The organism is Microbacterium sp. Leaf179, from assembly GCF_001423785.1.
Taxonomy (GTDB): domain Bacteria; phylum Actinomycetota; class Actinomycetes; order Actinomycetales; family Microbacteriaceae; genus Microbacterium.
In genome coordinates this window covers 136,507-151,459 of sequence record NZ_LMPH01000001.1, presented here as the reverse complement: position 1 = coordinate 151,459, position 14,953 = coordinate 136,507, and the positions used below count along the sequence as shown (strand labels likewise).

Genomic DNA, 14,953 nt, shown 5'->3' with positions numbered 1-14,953 from the left:
CACATGGACAATCGATCAGAGGTGCGAGAGTTCCTCATGACCCGTCGCGCCCGGGTGTCGCCGGATGCCGCCGGTATCCCCGCCGGGTCGAATCGCCGGGTCGAGGGGCTGCGGCGCAGCGAGGTCGCCGCGCTCGCCGGAGTCAGCGTCGAGTACTACTCGAAGCTGGAACGCGGGTCGATCTCCGGGGCCTCCGCGGCCGTGCTCGACGCGGTCTCGCGCGCCCTGCAGCTCTCGGATGCCGAGCACTCCCACCTGCTCGACCTCGCCCGCAACGCCGACGGCATCCCGTCGTCGGGCCGCAACCGCCGCCGGAGCAGCAAACCCGCCGCACCCCGGAACAGCCTGGAGTGGGCGCTCGCATCCATCACCGATTCGGTGGCGGTGGTGCGCGACCAGCGGCAGAACATCGTCGCGTTCAACACCCTCGGAAAGGCGTTCTACTCGCCCCTGATCGGCGACGGGGGACGCGTGCCGAACTTCGCCCGCTTCCAATTCCTCGACCCGGCCGCGCACGACTTCTACCCCGACTGGGACCTGTTCGCCGACATGTGCGTCGCCGTCATCCGCGCCGAAGCCGGCCGCGACCCGCATGACAAGGGCATCCAAGACCTCGTCGGGGAGCTCTCGACGAGGAGCGAGACGTTCCGCACCCTCTGGGCGGCACACAACGTGCGCACCCACGGATCCGGTCAGAAGCGCTTCCACCACCCCGTCGTCGGCGAGGTGACCCTCGTCTACGAGGAGCTCGCGATCACGGCCGAGCCGGGGCAGGTGCTGCTGATCTACTCCGCCGAACCCGGTTCGCCGTCCGCCGAGCGCCTGCGGCTGCTCGCGTCGTGGGCTGCTGAGGCGGCGGCGCAACCGGCGTCTTGACGGATGCCGGGGTGCCATCGTCGTCGCCGCCGGCGGCTGACGGTGTGCGTCAGTGTCCGTGCCCTGTCGGTGCTGCGTCGGTCGCGCTAGCCTGACGCCACCACCGCCTGCGTCGAGGGAGACCGCCGTGACCCAGCCGCTTCGCTACGGCATCAACGTCACCCTCGACGGGTGCGTCCACCACGAGGTGGGCTTGCCTCCGGATGCCGAGTCGATGGCCTTCTGGACCGACGAATTGCGCCGTTCCGACTCACTGCTCTACGGCCGCGTGACGTACGAGCTGATGCAGTCCGCCTGGCGCCGGCCGGAGTCGGGGGAGTGGCCCGACTGGATGGATGCCAGCGAGGTCGCCTTCTCGGAGGTGATGGATCCGATGCGCAAGCACGTCGTCTCGACGGAATTGGATGCCGTGGACTGGAACGCCTCGCTTGTGCGGGGTGACCTTGCCGCTGCCGTCGAGGAGTTGAAGGCGCAGCCGGGGCGAGGCATCTCGGTGGGTGGGGTGCGGTTGCCGGCGGCGCTCGCGGAGCTCGGGCTGATCGATGAGTTCACGTTCGTCGTGCACCCGGTGGTCGCGGGGCGGGGGCCGCGGTTGCTGGAGGGGGTGCGGGAGCAGGCGGCGTTGGAGTTGGTGGAGCGGTGGGAGTTGGGGTTGGGGGTTGTGGTGCAGCGGTACCGGAGGGCTGTGTAGGCCTCGTTGGCGGTTACCTCCGCCGCGGCGGGTGCACGCTCGACTCCTGTGACTGGACCACGGTCGCCTCCACCCGCGGTCGCGTCAACGACGCCCCGCTCTACATCGACGACAGCCCCAACATGACGCTCGTCGAGATCCGCGCGAAGTGCCGTCGCCTGAAGCAGCGCGAGGGTCTGGAGATGGTGGTCATCGACTACCTGCAGCTGCTCACGAGCGGTAAGCGCGTGAAGTCGCGTCAGCAAGAGGTCAGCGAGTTCACGCGTGCCCTGAAGCTGATGGCGAAGGAGCTGCAGGTTCCCGTCATCGCGCTGTCTCAGCTGAACCGTGGTGCCGAGCAGCGTGCCGACAAGAAGCCGGCCCTGAGCGACCTGCGTGAGTCGGGCTCGATCGAGCAGGATGCCGACATGGTGGTGCTGCTGCACGGCGAGGCCGCGTACGAGAAGGACTCGCCGCGCGCCGGTGAGGCGGATCTCATCGTAGCGAAACACCGGAACGGGCCCACGGACACGATCACGGTGGCGTTCCAGGGGCACTATTCGCGGTTCGCGGATATGGCGCCGGGGATGTAAGTCCCCCGCCCCGCCCGCGCGGGTGGCTGATCGTTCGGGTGATGCTCCACCTGAGAGGACCGGTGGGCCTGGCCACGTTCGCTGCTCGTCGCTTCCTAAACAGAGGAGGTGCGGAGGAAACTAATCGACAAGCCGACCTCTGCACATGTGGGGGGTGGTTGCGGTGGGGCTCGTCCGCCGCGTGAGCGTGGCAATTGCGCCCCCCCCCGTTCTCGACGCTTGCTCTTTGTGGACTCCGCCTGGACGCCTTCTCTCCGTAGTGGTTCGACAACGAACGCTGGCTGCGATCACGGCGGAGGCTTATTCGAGGCGCCGGCGAAGACCGATGTCAGCCACAGTGAGAACGGTCAGGTAAGCCAAAGTTGTGTGCGCCGCCGGCGACTCCTCGGCGATCATCCGCCGCGACAACTCGACCTCAATCTCGAGGTTCCGGATTAGGTACTCGTCGAGGGTTGCGCGGCGAATCCGACCGAGTCCTCGCTCGTCTCGATATGTCGGCGTATTCTGCCTTGCATCTTTCCACGCGACGGCGATGCATTGACGACTACTCGAAATAGTCCTCGTCGACTTCGACGATCTGCACCGTCTGCCTCGTTTGCACGCCGATACCGAACCGAATCATCAGTGAGGTGAGCCGATTGCCGTCGATGAGAATCACGCGCGTCGGCACTGCGGCCGCGTAATCCATGGCGCCGCCGCTGAAGCGGCCTGTTGTTATGAACACCCCACCGTCAGCCTTTCCGCTGAGCGCGCCCACGAAGCCCTGCACTTCGGGCCGGCCTACGGCATTGTCTGGTGAGTACCGCTTCGCCTGGATGTATACCCGACTCAACCCGAGCGTGTCCTGATCGATGATGCCGTCGATCCCGCCATCATTCGACGCCGAGGTGACCCGGGCCTGTCCTTCGGCGCCCCCGTAGCCCATGGCTACGAGCAAGTCGACCACCGTTTGCTCGAAGAATGTCGGCGGCTTCGTCATGAGCCGAGCGAGAAGCTCTCCGGCAACGTCCGCCTGGATCTGCTTGATTCCTTGGTCGATCAGCTCCGCCGGGTCGAGTGATTCGACGTCCTCAGTTTGCTCAACTAACGCCTCGCTGACAGACCGTGTCCGTCGGTACCCCGTCACGGCCGCAACGTCCGCACGGGACACTGCGGGGCGGGTGTCGAGCACTGCGCGTCCCAAATCGCTGATCACGTAGCGCCCTCGTTCAGGTCGCGACAACGCGCCCGCCCTGTTGAGGTGAGAGATTGCCCATCCCACGCGGTTGGCATACATCGGCTGCCCGGTCGTGAGCGTGATCAGGCGCTCTGCATTCACTACTCCGGCTTCATCGGCAGCGGCCTGGATGATTTCGCCCCGGTCGCGCGTCGCGCCATCACTCATGACTCGGAGGATCGGCGCCATGAACTCATGCCATTTCGGGATCGACAAGATCATTCCATTCGGTCGGGATCGGCGCCGCACGTACCGGGGCTGCACGAGGGGATTGACTGTTGCCGGAAGGGTGCAGTCTAATCTTCGACCGCGACGACAGTGTCGTAAAGGCCATAGTGACGCAGTCCCTGGTGCGACTCGATTCCCGTGTACTTGAGCGACGCGTCCTCGTAGCGGCGGAAGGCGAAGACAGCCTGATTCATGTGTCCCGCGTTGAACACGCCGAGTGAGACGAGCAGCTCGAAGTCGTCGACCGTGAGCCCAGTGACAGCTTGAAAGAGCCCCGGCTCGATCTTTGTGATCACGTCCTTGAGCTGGTGTTCGCGGAAGTCCGTCAAGTACATGAACGCGGGGATCCGCGTCGCGAACTTGATGAGCTTCTCCTGGATCTGCTTGCGCTTGAACTTGTACTCTTTCTCCTCGGCCGTTAGCTCCCTCTTCTCGGCCGGGGTAATGTCGTCGCCCCTCTCCTTTTTTGTCTTGCCGACCGACTCGCTCTTGTTGACGACCGTCTCGAAGATGGATGATCCCAGCGCGCGGAAGCCCTCGATGTTCATGACCGCCTTCATCGCGGCATCCGATGACATAACCTTCTTCAAGGTGAGATTGTCGACGTTGACGAGAACCGCCGACTCCCATTTGCGCGCGAGGAGCGTCGCCGAGGTGCCGGACGTGGCGATGTCAAGGATCCCGGCGGCATCGACTTGCGTCATGTTCGAGCCGTCGTAGGCCAGCACGGGCAGGAATGACACGAGTTCCTCGACGGCACGTTCCGGGTTTTGATTCTCAGGCGACAGCCCGCGCCCGTACTCGCTAATCTGCCGCAGCGCCCGAGTCGGTGCGAAGTCGAAGACAAAGCAGACCGGTTTGAGAATTGCCTCTTCGTTCGGATCGTCGCCGTTCGGGTTTCGGATGGTCCACGGCGACTGCACGCGGAACGCCGCCTGAAAGTACGTCTCGGGCGCCTGCAGGTTGCGTAGCATCAGGATCGACGACCACTGCGGCACGGTCACGCCGGTGGTCAGCTTGCCAACGGTGAGCGTGATTGTCTTGGTGTCGTGCCCGCCGCCAATCGCCTCGCGCACCGGCGGCAGCGCGTCAAGTCCGACCCCGACACCCGCAGCAGACACGTTCACGACCCGGTAGTCGTGCCAAAACCCGTTCTGCGGCTCGGCGAGCAGGTTCGACATAGCCGCGCACGACGCAGTGCGCGGCAGCATCCACAGCGAGTGCTGCAGGTATGGCAGCAGCCGCGAGTCCGAGAACGGGAACGGTGGCCGCGTGCCGGCCTTCATCGCATCGACCTGCGTTGGCAGGTACCCGCCACGGATGATGTCAAGCCACTTCTGCACATCATCCTTGTGAAGGAATTCTGCGCCTGTGCCGGTTCCCCTCGCTTCGAAGAATGCGTTGAGGTCGAACTCGTCTAACTCGCCCTGATTTGCGATCGCGATGAGCTCGTCGGGCATCTGGTACGTGAGCAGCCGCATCTCGGGCAGCGATGCGTACGGGTTGGGATCAAGTGGATACTTGAGGGCAAACTCCGCCTTTGCGCGCTGTTCGTCGGTGTAGGTCCAGTTAAAGATCTGCTCTTCGATAAATCGGCCCTCGCTGAGCACCTTGAAAGGGGTACCGGAGAGGTAGAGGTAAGCTCGGGCCTTAATCGGTACGAACGCGTCCTCGTCGCTGCCACGTTCCTCGAGCTCTTCGGCGAACGTCTCCTCTGCCGCGGAGAACTCGAGCGTCTCCTCCTTCTTGCGGACGGCATCGTCCTCACCCTCGAACAGCTCCTTGGCTGTGTCTCGCCAGGCCCCGAAGTGGTATTCATCAAACACCACGAGGTCCCACATGACCCCTGTCAGCCACTTGTGCTTCGCCTTGAAATTGCCGGCGGCGTCGCGCCCCAAGAGGTCCTGAAACGACCCGAAGAAGATGAGCGGCTGATCGGGATGAACAGACGCCGGGTCACCGCCCGTCTTGCGCGACAGGTATTGCCACCCGTCAAAGTCCACATGGGTTCTCAGATCGGTGTCCCACGCGTCTTCGACGGCGGGCTTAAAGGTCACGACGAGCACGCGCTTAGCGCCGAGCCTCTTCGCGAGCTGGTACGTCGTGAACGTCTTGCCGAAGCGCATTTTGGCGTTCCACAGGAACTCGGGGACTGCGTCTTCGTCGTCGGCCCAAATCGACCGGTAGTAGTCGTGCGTCTTGTTGACGGCAGCCTGCTGCTCGGCGCGCATTGGGAAGTCGAAGGTGGGTGTGCCCTGGTACGCCTTGTTTGCGCGAAGCTCCGCGATCGCCAGACGAACGTCCTCGACCGTGCAGCGCATCCACTCGCCAGTTGGATTGGCAAACTTCTTCTGCAGCAGGCGTGCGCGCACATCGAAATCGCGGAACACTGTGCCGTCCGGTCGATCTGCAGGCTCGTCCAATACGATCTCGAAATTCTCGATCGCCGCGGTCTTGAGCTGCTGGGCGACCCGCTTTTTCACATCCTGGGTGGTCTGCCCGACCTTGAGGAGGCCAGCATGGGGGCCGTCAGCGATGGAGTACGCATAGATGCGTAGGCGAGCAGACTGCTTTTCGGGGAGCAGCTCGTCGATGGGTTTAGGCATCGCCGAGTTCCATCGGCTTGATCTGCGACTCTATGAGCGCGATCTCGTCTTGGGTCAGATGGTACTTCGCATAGAGATCCTCATCCGTCCATGTGCGCGAAAAGTTCTGAACGGGCACGAACGCGAATGAGCCGCGTGTGATGTTCTGCGTCAGCAAGATCGCCGAGATCAGGAATCGCACGAATCGTGTACGCAGATACGCTGCGGCATTGGCGGCTTCGGCCTCGGAGGGGAAGGGGCCAAGGATGAGATAAGACTCCGTCGCGACCGAAGCTGGCGGCATCACTTCGATTCGAGACAGTACTCTCTTCCGTCCCGACTTGTCAGTTTGGCCGGCGTGCTCACTGGACGTCTTCGACAAAAGGACCTTCCACTTGTCGACGAGCTCCGCACCCTTTGGGACATCTGCTCGGTGTACACGGGCATCCCCTCCACTCGCATAAAGATGGAGGTCGCCAGAGGCTGCACCTGCGTTGGCCGAATCTATTCCGAATGGCCTCCTGGCAGACACAACCGAAGAGAGCGCCGCAGTACCTTCCTCCTGCACCTTTTTCACAAGATTCAGCACCCGATTGTCGCGAATAAAAACGTCGAACTCGTTCAGAATTCGCTCAGCAGCAACGGACGCGCCTCCGACTCGCGTCTCAACGTGGCATACTCCGGGGTTATCGCGGTTCCACAGGAAATAGCAGACACCACCCGCTACATCGACGCCGGCGAAGGCCTCGCGGGAGTCGGGGTAGTCGACGAGCGAACGAAGCCGTCGATCGCGAAGCATCGTCGATCGAAAATCGTCGAGACCTTTTCCACCTGAGAACCACTTCGAGGGGATGATCATCGTGAGCAGCCTCGGCTCCAGCCGTTTCGCCTGTTCGATGAATCGGTGATAAATCGGCATAGCGCTCGATCCTGATCCGCCGCCATCGCTCAGTTGATAGGGTGGGTTGCCGATGATCACGTCGAACTGCACGTCTACTCCAAACATGCGCGCCAGGCGCGCTTTCATATCAGTGCCGTGAATGAAGGCGTACGCGTGAGACTCGAGCTCGTCAGATCGCCCGTAGCTCGACTTGCCGGCGCCACAGTACGCACACCTGTCACCCGCCCATGTGTGCTCGGTTCGCTCGAACCATATATTGCCCCAGTCGCGATCAAAGGAAGTCGCGATTGAATGCGTACCCGTCGCGTCCTTCGAGCAATACACGCTCCGTCGCGCAAGCAGAGCCGTGAGCTGCGTGATCCCGACCCCGAACACCTGTTTGGTCAGGATGTGGTCCACCCGCTCCTCGAGTGCAGGGATCTGCGATGCCAGACCATCGGTCAGCCGGCTCGTGATCTCGCGCAGGAAAACGCCCGATTTAGTGAACGGATCGAGGAAGGTGACACTCGGGTCAGACCAAATGGAGGCACCATCGTTTTCCTCGGCCCACGCGCTCTCGAGGGTATCGAGCATCTGATTTGCGAGTTCGGGAGGGGTGAAGACCTCATCGTTCGACAGGTTCGCGATACATGTCAGCACGTCGGGATTGTGACCGCGAAGAACGAACGTCGCCCTGCTATCAACGGTGATCGTCTGGTCCGTCATGCGATGTCTTTCACTGTCATCGCCGCGTAGGTGCGTACCGGGCTGAAGATCTCGTGCTCTTCGAACGCCTCGAAGAGCCCTACTGAGGCCGATGCGCGTTGGGTGAGGTCTATGAGGCGGAAGTCCCTGCGCTGGTACTTGCCTCGCCCGAGGTATCCCCACTCCGGGAATACGATTGCGTCGCCGGCGGCATCCGTCATTTTCAGAGCATTGCCTTGCACCACGTTCGCGGAAAGGACTGTCACGGCGGCCTGGTGCCACTCGTTTCCTGCGCCTCGGCCTAGGAATCGAGAAAAAGTGGCCGCGAGATTGTCTCGGCACTCGGCGGCGTTGTCGGGCAGTAGCTCGATCCCGTAAATGCACATAAGCGCGAAAAGAGCGTAATGACGCTTTTCAAAATCGCTGCGGCCGTGGCGGCCCTGCACCGCCGCGAGCTTGCGGTCGAGGACGGGCACGAGGAAGTTGCCTGAGCCGCACGCCGGCTCCAGGAACCGCGAGTCGATGCGTTCGGTCTCTGTCTTGACGAGATCTAGCATGTCGTCGACGATCCAGCGGGGGGTGAAGACCTCGCCGTGCTCGGTCACGCGCTGACGCGACTTGACTAGCCGCTCGTGAGAGCTGACACCTTCGTACCGCGCCCCAGGTATAGCCATCGTGATCCCCGACCAGGTCTGATCTTTCTGCGACGGATCCACTGCGCCCGCGCAGTATCGACTTTAGCCTCTCTCCCTCGCCAACCCGAGCCGAGGGCTCGGCGGATCTGGACGCCCTGCTCTCGAGCAGCAGTGCGCTCTGACGCTCGTCTGGATCGAGCGGATTTTAGTGGGTCACTCTCGTTAGAGATGGTGCGCCGATTGACGCACGGTGAGTTCAACGCCATCATAATAATGCTCTCGCGGGACGCATCACTTCGAACTATCGCCACCAGTGCACCCGCATATGGTGACGTTCGAGAACCTGTGTTTAGTGGTGAGTGCCATGAGGGGAAATGGGGGAGTTGCAAGATGACGAAGCTGGTATATGGGAAGAACGACCAAGTGGTGTTCCTGAACGAGGAGGAGAAGGAAGAGGCATTCGAATATCTCATCAACTCCCCAGACGTCGAGTTCCTCCATGAGCCGAACCAGGACTCGGGCGCTTGGGCCTCAGAGAAGCGGATCCACTTCTACTCCGAAGACGGTGTACCTGAGGGCCTGAAGCGGAACTGGACGGCGGGCCGAGGTAACCGCGTTGTGGGTCGCATCAACTGCGCGGAGCTTTGGGACGAAGTTCGTCCGCTGCGGAGGATCTAAGAGTCGAGTGGTGCGTAATGGGAGACGCACCAGGAGGCAGCGCCCGGGGCATGTTGTATCGCGACCGTCCGAGGGCGGCACCAACGAACAAGGCCGTGGTGATCCCACTGCGCTCGAGCGGCCACTCTGCTCTACGGCCGCGTCACGTACGGACTGATGCAGGGGGCGAGGCGGCGGCCGGAGTCGGGGGAGTGGCCCGACTGGATGGACGCCGATGACGTGGCCTTCTCGGAGGTGATGGATCCGATGCGCAAGGTGGTGGCATCCGGAACCCTCGACGCCGTGGACTGGAACGCCGAACTCCTCAGCGGTGACGTGGTTCAAGCCGTCCCCTCCCCGTCGCGATCGCTCGTGCGCGAGCTCGCGACGATCGCCACCCCCACGGCGAGCACGGCCGCGTTCGACCAGAAGATCGCCACGAGTCCGAAGGGGCCGGCGACGAGGCCCACGCTCACCGGGATCAGCACCTTCAGCACCTGCAGCACCCGGTTGGCGGTCAGGCGCAGGCCGAGGGCGGCGCCGTGCACGGCGGGCGGGGTGATCGCGGTCGTCCAGGCCATGGTCAGGGGCTGCGGGAGGCCGAGGGCGATGCCGAGCGCGATCATCACGGGGATCGCGCCCCACTGGTTCGCGAAGGGCAGGGCGACGAGACTCGCGACGCCCATGAGCATCGCCGCGACGAGCAGGGTGCGGCGGCCGAATCGCGCAACGATGCGGGCGAGGCCGAGGCGGCTCACGACCGAGACGAGGGCGCGAAGGGCGAGCAGCAGACCGACGGTGACCGACGGGATGCCCTTCTCGACCGCTCGTCGGTGCGCTGGTTAGAGGCGGGGAGAGAAATTCGTGCAGCTGGCGCCGTGCAGTCGCGCCACGTAGCCAAAGCCCGCTTCTCTGGCCGAACCTCGCGGGGAGTCGTGGCGAAAGCCCAAGGCCCGCGCCACGACTCCTGGGGTCACGCCGCCGCGACCGACGCGCTCCACGTCACGCCGAACCGGTCCGTCAGCATCCCGAACCCGGCACTCCACGCCGATGCCGCCAGCGGCTCGACGACCGTGGCATCCACCGCCAGGGTGTCCCAGTATCCCTGCAGCTCGTCGAACGTGGGCGAGGTAATCGACACGAACAGCGCCTGCTCCGTGACTGTCGTACCGTTCTCGCGGTGTGTCGCGCCGCCGCCGGCGATGCCGACCTCGGTGCGGCCGGGGATGTCGTAGCCCATGATGCGGAAGCCGTTCTCGGCGGCGACCAGGCCGAACACGACCTTGTCGGATCCGGGGATGTCGGCCGGCATCCCGAAGTCGGCGTAGGTGTTGACGACAAGGTGTCCGCCGAAGACGGACTGGTAGAAGGCGAGCGCCTCACGGGCGTCGCCGCGGAAGTTCAGGTGGGTGGTGGTCTGCACGGACATGTCTTCTCCTCATTGTCTCGGCCGGGATCGGCTTGTAGATCGACGATCTCAGCCGTGTAGGTCTGTTTCTGTCCTCTATTCGCTCTAACGTGGACGACATGGCCACGACGTCGAGATTGCTCACTCTGCTGTCGCTGCTGCAGGCCCGGCGCGACTGGCCGGGGTCTGTGTTGGCGGCGCGGTTGGGCATCAGCCATCGCACGGTTCGGCGTGACATCGACCGTCTTCGCGAGATGGGCTACCGCATCGAGGCCGCGATGGGTCCCGACGGCGGATACCGCCTCGAGGCGGGAAACGACATGCCCCCGCTGCTCTTCGACGACGACCAGGCGCTCGCGGTCGCGATCGCGCTGCGGGCGGCTCCTGCGCTGGGCGCCGGTATCGGGGAGGCGGCGGTGCGCGCACTCGGGACCATGCGTCAGGTGCTGCCGTCGCGGCTACGGCCTCGGCTCGATGCGATCGAGGTGACCACGGTCGGGCGACCCGGTGACGGGCCGGCCGTCGCGGTGCCCCTGGACGTGCTCCTGACGCTGGGGCAGGCTCTGCGTGACCGGGTGACGATCCGCTTCGACTACCTGCCTCGCGAGGGGGACGACGCCGAGCCGGGGCCGGCCCGACGGGTCGAGCCGCACCATCTCGTCGCATCGCAGGGCAGGTGGTACCTGCTCGCGTGGGACCTCGATAGGGAGGATTGGCGGCTCTTCTCCGCTCATCGGGTGAGGCCGCGGGTGCCGTCGGGAGCTCCGTTCGTGCCGCGGGTCGTGCCGGGCGGTGATGTCGACGCGTTCGTCTCGGCGCGGTTCAAGGGGTCGGACACGAATGAGTGGGCCTGCCGGGGGACGGTGCTGTTGCACGCGCCGGCCCGCGACGTGCTGCCCTTCGCGGGCGACGGCACCGTCACGGCTGTGGACGACGAGCGCTGCACCCTCGAAGCCGGTTCGTGGTCGTGGGGTGCCCTCGCCGCATCGTTCGGACGGTTCGAGGTGGCGATGGAGGTGGTGGGGCCGGCGGAGTTGGCGGAGGCGTTCGCGGTGCAGGCGCAGCGGTTCGCGGCGGCGGGCGGAGGCCCTTCCGCCGAGGGGATCCGACGACCAAGCTAGCGGCATGACCCAGCCGCTCCGCTACGCCATCAACGTCACGCTCGACGGCTGCGTCCACCACGAGGCCGGCCTTCCGCCGGACTCCGAATCCATGGCGTTCTGGACCGACGAGCTGCGACGCTCGGACACACTCCTCTACGGCCGCGTCACGTACGAGCTGATGCTGGGGGCGTGGCGGCGGCCGGAGTCGGGGGAGTGGCCGGACTGGATGGATGCCGATGACGTGGCCTTCTCGGAGGTGATGGATCCGATGCGGAAGGTCGTGGCATCCGGAACCATCGACGCCGTGGACTGGAACGCCGAACTCATCAGTGGTGACGTTGTCGAAGCCGTTCGGGCGCTGAAGGAACGGCCGGGGCGGGGCATTTCGCTCGGCGGCGTGCAACTCCCGGCCGCGCTCGCCGCGGCCGGGCTCATCGACGAGTACACCTTCGTCGTACACCCGGTGGTCGCCGGGCGCGGGCCACGCCTGCTCGATGGCATCCGGAATCAAATGCGACTCGAGCTCGTCGAGCGCCGGGAGTTCCGCTCGGGCGCCACCGCGCAGCGATACCGAGCCGCCTCATAGCGCCCGCCCGCTACTCCGAACCCTCCCCATCGCGATCGCTTGTACGCGAGGTGGCAACAATCGCCACCCCCACCGCGAGCACGGCCGCGTTCGACCAGAAGATCGCCACGAGTCCGAGGGGCCCGGCGACGAGGCCCACGCTCACCGGGATCAGCACCTGCAGCACGCGGTTGGCGGTCAGGCGCAGGCCGAGGGCCGCGCCGTGCACCGCGGGAGGGGTGATCGCGGTCGTCCACGCCATCGTCAGGGGCTGGGGGAGGCCGAGGGCGATGCCGAGCGCGATCATTACGGGGATCGCACCCCACTGGTTCGCGAAGGGCAGGGCGACGAGACTCGCGACGCCCATGAGCATCGCCACGACGAGCAGGGTGCGGCGGCCGAATCGCGCCACGATGCGGGCGAGGCCGAGGCGGCTCACGACCGAGACGACGGCGCGGAGGGCGAGTAGTAGGCCGACGGTGACCGGGGGGATGCCCTTCTCCACGGCCCACAGCGGCACGAAGGTGAAGAGCAGGTCGACCGTCACGAGCACGGCCCCGCTGACCGCGAGGGCCCGCCACAACTCGGGGGCTTTCATCACCGCCGAGAGCGGAACGCGCGGGGCCTTCGCGGCGGTGGTGCGGCGGTGCGTGTCGCCGCGGCGCAGGAAGAGGATCAGCGGTAGAGCAAGCACCGTGAAGGCGAGGCAGACGGCGAAGCCCGCGGTCGTGTCGGGCTGATCGCCCGCGGCGAGGGTCGCGGCGATGGTCACGGCCGGGGGACCGATCAGCTGACCGATGGATGCCGCCGCGCTGAGGGTGCCGAAGCCGCTGTCCATCGAGCCCCCGCGGCTCGCGTGCGCGACGAAGGTCTGCTGGCCGATCATCACGCAGAGGTGGCCCAGGCCGATCGTGAGGGTCGCGGCGAACAGCAGCAGCACGGTCGACGGCAGGGCGAGCACGACGATCGCGCCGGCCGAGGCGATGAGAAGGCCGGCGAAGGCGACGGTGCTCCCACCGAAGCGGTCGCAGATCTGGCCCGCGGGAAGCGCCGCGACGATCGTCGGAACGGCGAAGGATGCCGCGAGCGCGGCGAGCAGCAGCGGATCCCCGCCCAGCTCGAGCGCCCGGTAGCCGACCATCAGCCGCACGCCGACCCACGAAGCCTGCGACAGCGCCGCCTGGGTGCTGAGCGCAGCCCGCCAGGCGGGGCCCGTCACGGTCGGAGGGGGATCTCGTCGGTGCCGCCGAGCATGCGGGTGAGGCCGTCGATGTCTTCGCGGACGGCGTGGTACCGCTCGGAGTCGAGGTGGTAGACCGCGAGCTGAAGCGCGTAGCAGAGGGCCATCGGCACGAAGAGGGTGCGGTACTCGCTGTCGGCGCTGCGGAGGGCCGCGATGAGGTGGTCGGGAGCGGGCCGGAACTGCGCGCCCGGCACGTCGGTGATGAGCAGGCTGCGTCCGCGTCGGCGCTGCGCCTCGGCGATGAGGGCGGGGAGCATCCGCGGCGTCTCGCGCAGCGCGAAGCCGATCAGCATGCTGGTGGAGTCGAATGGCACGAAGCGTTCGGCCAGGTCCTTCGCCTGGGGTGAGAGGGTGACCACGACCATCCCCAGCCGGCGGAAGCGGCGGGCGAGCAGTTCTTGCAGCGAGCGGGCGTCGCCGTTGGCGAAGATGTAGACGACCCCGGCGCCGGCGATGTCGCGGGCGGCGGCGTCGATCGCGGACTGGGGGACGAACTCCGACAGGCGCTCGAGGCCGGCTCGCTCGTCGGCGACGAAGGATGCCAGGTCGGCCCCGGACTCCTGCCGCATCGGCGCACCCGAGAGCGCGGGGTTCACCTCGTCGGCGCGCAGGTCGCGGCGCAGGTCGGGATACCCGCGGTAGCCCAGCTTCTGCGCGAGGCGCACCACGGTCGACTCGTGCGTGCCGGCCTGGGCAGCCACGTCGGCCGCCGTCGTCGATGACGTCGCAGCGCTCAGCAGCACCGTCATGACCTTCTGCTCCGTAGCGCTCAGGGCGGCGGTGTTGCGAGTCGCGACGGCGCGAAAGCTCATGTTCTCTCCTTCGAAGGCACGACGCCGATCGAGCGGGTCGGTTGTTGACAAGTTTGGACCATCCTGCAATCCTGTGCAAGTGCGCAAGTTGCGTTGAACGCCTTGCACACACACCTAGCACGGAAACCCGCAGAGAGGCGGATGACGATGGCGTCTGATGTGGTGGAAACCTCGTCCCCGACGAGGGCACGGCAGTACCTGGAGTGGTCTGTCGTGGCGATCGGTGCCGTCGCCGGCATCGCGGTCATGGTGTCAGGCTTCGGCTACGGCCTGACCAACGTGACCGGGGTGGGCGCGGGGTTCTTCCCGGTCGTCGCGGGCGCCACGATCGCGCTCGGCGCTGTCCTCTGGGCGCTCCAGCTGCTCGGTGCGGCTGCCGCGCAGCGCCGGGAAGCCGGCCGGTCGGACACACGGCCGCCGTTCGAGGCCAACCGCGTCGACCCGCCCACCGACACCGCGATCGGCGTGCTCGTCGTCGACGGGATCGACGAGGAAGACGACGACATCGCCCTCCCCGACCGGCGCGGAGTGCTGCGCGTCGCCATCGTGGCGGGGGCGCTCGTGCTCTCCGCGATCCTGCTTCCGGTGCTCGGCTACCTCCTCACCATGACGCTGCTGCTCTTCAGCGTCATGACCCTCGTGAGCGCTCGCCGCTGGTGGGTCGCCCTTCTCATCGCCGTCGGTGTGGCCGTCATCAGCCGGTTCGTCTTCGCCGACCTGCTCGGCACCGCCCTCCCGCACTCGAGCATCACCGTGCTCCGCATGATCGGCCTCTGA

Annotated in this window: 14 protein-coding genes and 1 pseudogene; 7 read left to right on the top strand and 8 right to left on the bottom strand. The window is 65.7% G+C overall.

What is annotated here, in order from left to right:
* Positions 1 to 3 precede the first annotated feature (3 nt).
* The 3 genes and pseudogenes from ASF96_RS00755 to ASF96_RS00745 form a co-directional block, all read left to right on the top strand.
* Entirely contained in the window at positions 4 to 876 is an 873-nt protein-coding gene (locus ASF96_RS00755) for a helix-turn-helix domain-containing protein (RefSeq protein WP_055935098.1), read from the top strand.
* A gap of 127 nt (positions 877 to 1,003) precedes the next feature.
* The gene (locus ASF96_RS00750; RefSeq protein WP_055935094.1) at positions 1,004 to 1,567 is read left to right on the top strand and encodes a dihydrofolate reductase family protein; all 564 of its coding nucleotides are present in this window, start codon (positions 1,004 to 1,006) and stop codon (positions 1,565 to 1,567) included.
* 35 nt (positions 1,568 to 1,602) lie between these two features.
* Positions 1,603 to 2,139 (top strand): annotated as a pseudogene (locus tag ASF96_RS00745) (DnaB-like helicase C-terminal domain-containing protein); the annotation flags it as partial.
* Between the two features lie 544 nt (positions 2,140 to 2,683).
* Here the strand turns inward: ASF96_RS00745 and ASF96_RS00740 are convergent.
* The 4 genes from ASF96_RS00740 to ASF96_RS00725 form a co-directional block, all read right to left on the bottom strand.
* Positions 2,684 to 3,577 carry a restriction endonuclease gene (locus ASF96_RS00740; protein WP_235560493.1) on the bottom strand — a complete coding sequence of 298 codons (894 nt, stop codon included), beginning with the start codon at positions 3,575 to 3,577 and terminating at the stop codon, positions 2,684 to 2,686.
* A gap of 74 nt (positions 3,578 to 3,651) precedes the next feature.
* Entirely contained in the window at positions 3,652 to 6,189 is a 2,538-nt protein-coding gene (locus ASF96_RS00735; RefSeq protein WP_055935093.1) for a GIY-YIG nuclease family protein, read from the bottom strand.
* Positions 6,182 to 7,774 (bottom strand): Eco57I restriction-modification methylase domain-containing protein, encoded by a 1,593-nt coding sequence (locus tag ASF96_RS00730; protein WP_055935090.1) that lies wholly within the window; start codon positions 7,772 to 7,774, stop codon positions 6,182 to 6,184. Before ASF96_RS00730 ends, ASF96_RS00735 begins: the two co-directional genes overlap by 8 nt.
* Entirely contained in the window at positions 7,771 to 8,358 is a 588-nt protein-coding gene (locus ASF96_RS00725; protein WP_235560492.1) for an N-6 DNA methylase, read from the bottom strand. The genes ASF96_RS00730 and ASF96_RS00725 overlap by 4 nt, the downstream gene beginning before the upstream one ends.
* 420 nt (positions 8,359 to 8,778) lie before the next feature.
* Between ASF96_RS00725 and ASF96_RS00720 the strand changes: the two genes are divergently transcribed.
* The gene (locus tag ASF96_RS00720; protein WP_055935086.1) at positions 8,779 to 9,066 is read left to right on the top strand and encodes a hypothetical protein; all 288 of its coding nucleotides are present in this window, start codon (positions 8,779 to 8,781) and stop codon (positions 9,064 to 9,066) included.
* Positions 9,067 to 9,386: 320 nt separating this feature from the next.
* Here the strand turns inward: ASF96_RS00720 and ASF96_RS00715 are convergent, their stop codons facing one another.
* Entirely contained in the window at positions 9,387 to 9,803 is a 417-nt protein-coding gene (locus tag ASF96_RS00715) for an MFS transporter (RefSeq protein ID WP_055935083.1), read from the bottom strand.
* A 215-nt stretch (positions 9,804 to 10,018) separates the two neighbouring features.
* Positions 10,019 to 10,474 (bottom strand): VOC family protein, encoded by a 456-nt coding sequence (locus ASF96_RS00710; protein WP_055935080.1) that lies wholly within the window; start codon positions 10,472 to 10,474, stop codon positions 10,019 to 10,021.
* Positions 10,475 to 10,572: 98 nt separating this feature from the next.
* On the opposite strand from ASF96_RS00710, the gene ASF96_RS00705 reads away from it, so the two are divergent.
* Together ASF96_RS00705 and ASF96_RS00700 are read left to right on the top strand one after the other, a co-directional pair.
* Positions 10,573 to 11,574 carry a helix-turn-helix transcriptional regulator gene (locus ASF96_RS00705; RefSeq protein ID WP_055935077.1) on the top strand — a complete coding sequence of 334 codons (1,002 nt, stop codon included), beginning with the start codon at positions 10,573 to 10,575 and terminating at the stop codon, positions 11,572 to 11,574.
* Between the two features lie 4 nt (positions 11,575 to 11,578).
* Positions 11,579 to 12,142 carry a dihydrofolate reductase family protein gene (locus ASF96_RS00700; protein ID WP_055935074.1) on the top strand — a complete coding sequence of 188 codons (564 nt, stop codon included), beginning with the start codon at positions 11,579 to 11,581 and terminating at the stop codon, positions 12,140 to 12,142.
* 10 nt (positions 12,143 to 12,152) lie between these two features.
* Here ASF96_RS00700 and ASF96_RS00695 read toward each other — a convergent pair whose 3' ends face one another.
* Together ASF96_RS00695 and ASF96_RS00690 are read right to left on the bottom strand one after the other, a co-directional pair.
* Complete coding sequence (locus ASF96_RS00695; protein ID WP_055935071.1) at positions 12,153 to 13,340, bottom strand: MFS transporter; 1,188 nt, start codon at positions 13,338 to 13,340, stop codon at positions 12,153 to 12,155.
* Positions 13,337 to 14,176 carry a MurR/RpiR family transcriptional regulator gene (locus ASF96_RS00690; protein ID WP_055935068.1) on the bottom strand — a complete coding sequence of 280 codons (840 nt, stop codon included), beginning with the start codon at positions 14,174 to 14,176 and terminating at the stop codon, positions 13,337 to 13,339. The genes ASF96_RS00695 and ASF96_RS00690 overlap by 4 nt, the downstream gene beginning before the upstream one ends.
* A 162-nt stretch (positions 14,177 to 14,338) precedes the next feature.
* On the opposite strand from ASF96_RS00690, the gene ASF96_RS00685 reads away from it, so the two are divergent.
* On the top strand, positions 14,339 to 14,953 hold the full coding sequence (locus ASF96_RS00685; protein WP_162239377.1) for a tripartite tricarboxylate transporter TctB family protein: 615 nt from the start codon (positions 14,339 to 14,341) through the stop codon (positions 14,951 to 14,953).

What these genes read in the sequence shown, in the direction of transcription:
- ASF96_RS00755 (WP_055935098.1), top strand. Translation starts at nt 4, where the DNA reads ATGGACAATCGATCAGAGGTGCGAGAGTTCCTCATGACCCGTCGCGCC.
- ASF96_RS00740 (WP_235560493.1), bottom strand. Translation starts at nt 3,577, where the DNA reads ATGATCTTGTCGATCCCGAAATGGCATGAGTTCATGGCGCCGATCCTC.
- ASF96_RS00735 (WP_055935093.1), bottom strand. Translation starts at nt 6,189, where the DNA reads ATGCCTAAACCCATCGACGAGCTGCTCCCCGAAAAGCAGTCTGCTCGC.
- ASF96_RS00730 (WP_055935090.1), bottom strand. Translation starts at nt 7,774, where the DNA reads ATGACGGACCAGACGATCACCGTTGATAGCAGGGCGACGTTCGTTCTT.
- ASF96_RS00720 (WP_055935086.1), top strand. Translation starts at nt 8,779, where the DNA reads ATGACGAAGCTGGTATATGGGAAGAACGACCAAGTGGTGTTCCTGAAC.
- ASF96_RS00710 (WP_055935080.1), bottom strand. Translation starts at nt 10,474, where the DNA reads ATGTCCGTGCAGACCACCACCCACCTGAACTTCCGCGGCGACGCCCGT.
- ASF96_RS00705 (WP_055935077.1), top strand. Translation starts at nt 10,573, where the DNA reads ATGGCCACGACGTCGAGATTGCTCACTCTGCTGTCGCTGCTGCAGGCC.
- ASF96_RS00700 (WP_055935074.1), top strand. Translation starts at nt 11,579, where the DNA reads ATGACCCAGCCGCTCCGCTACGCCATCAACGTCACGCTCGACGGCTGC.
- ASF96_RS00690 (WP_055935068.1), bottom strand. Translation starts at nt 14,176, where the DNA reads ATGAGCTTTCGCGCCGTCGCGACTCGCAACACCGCCGCCCTGAGCGCT.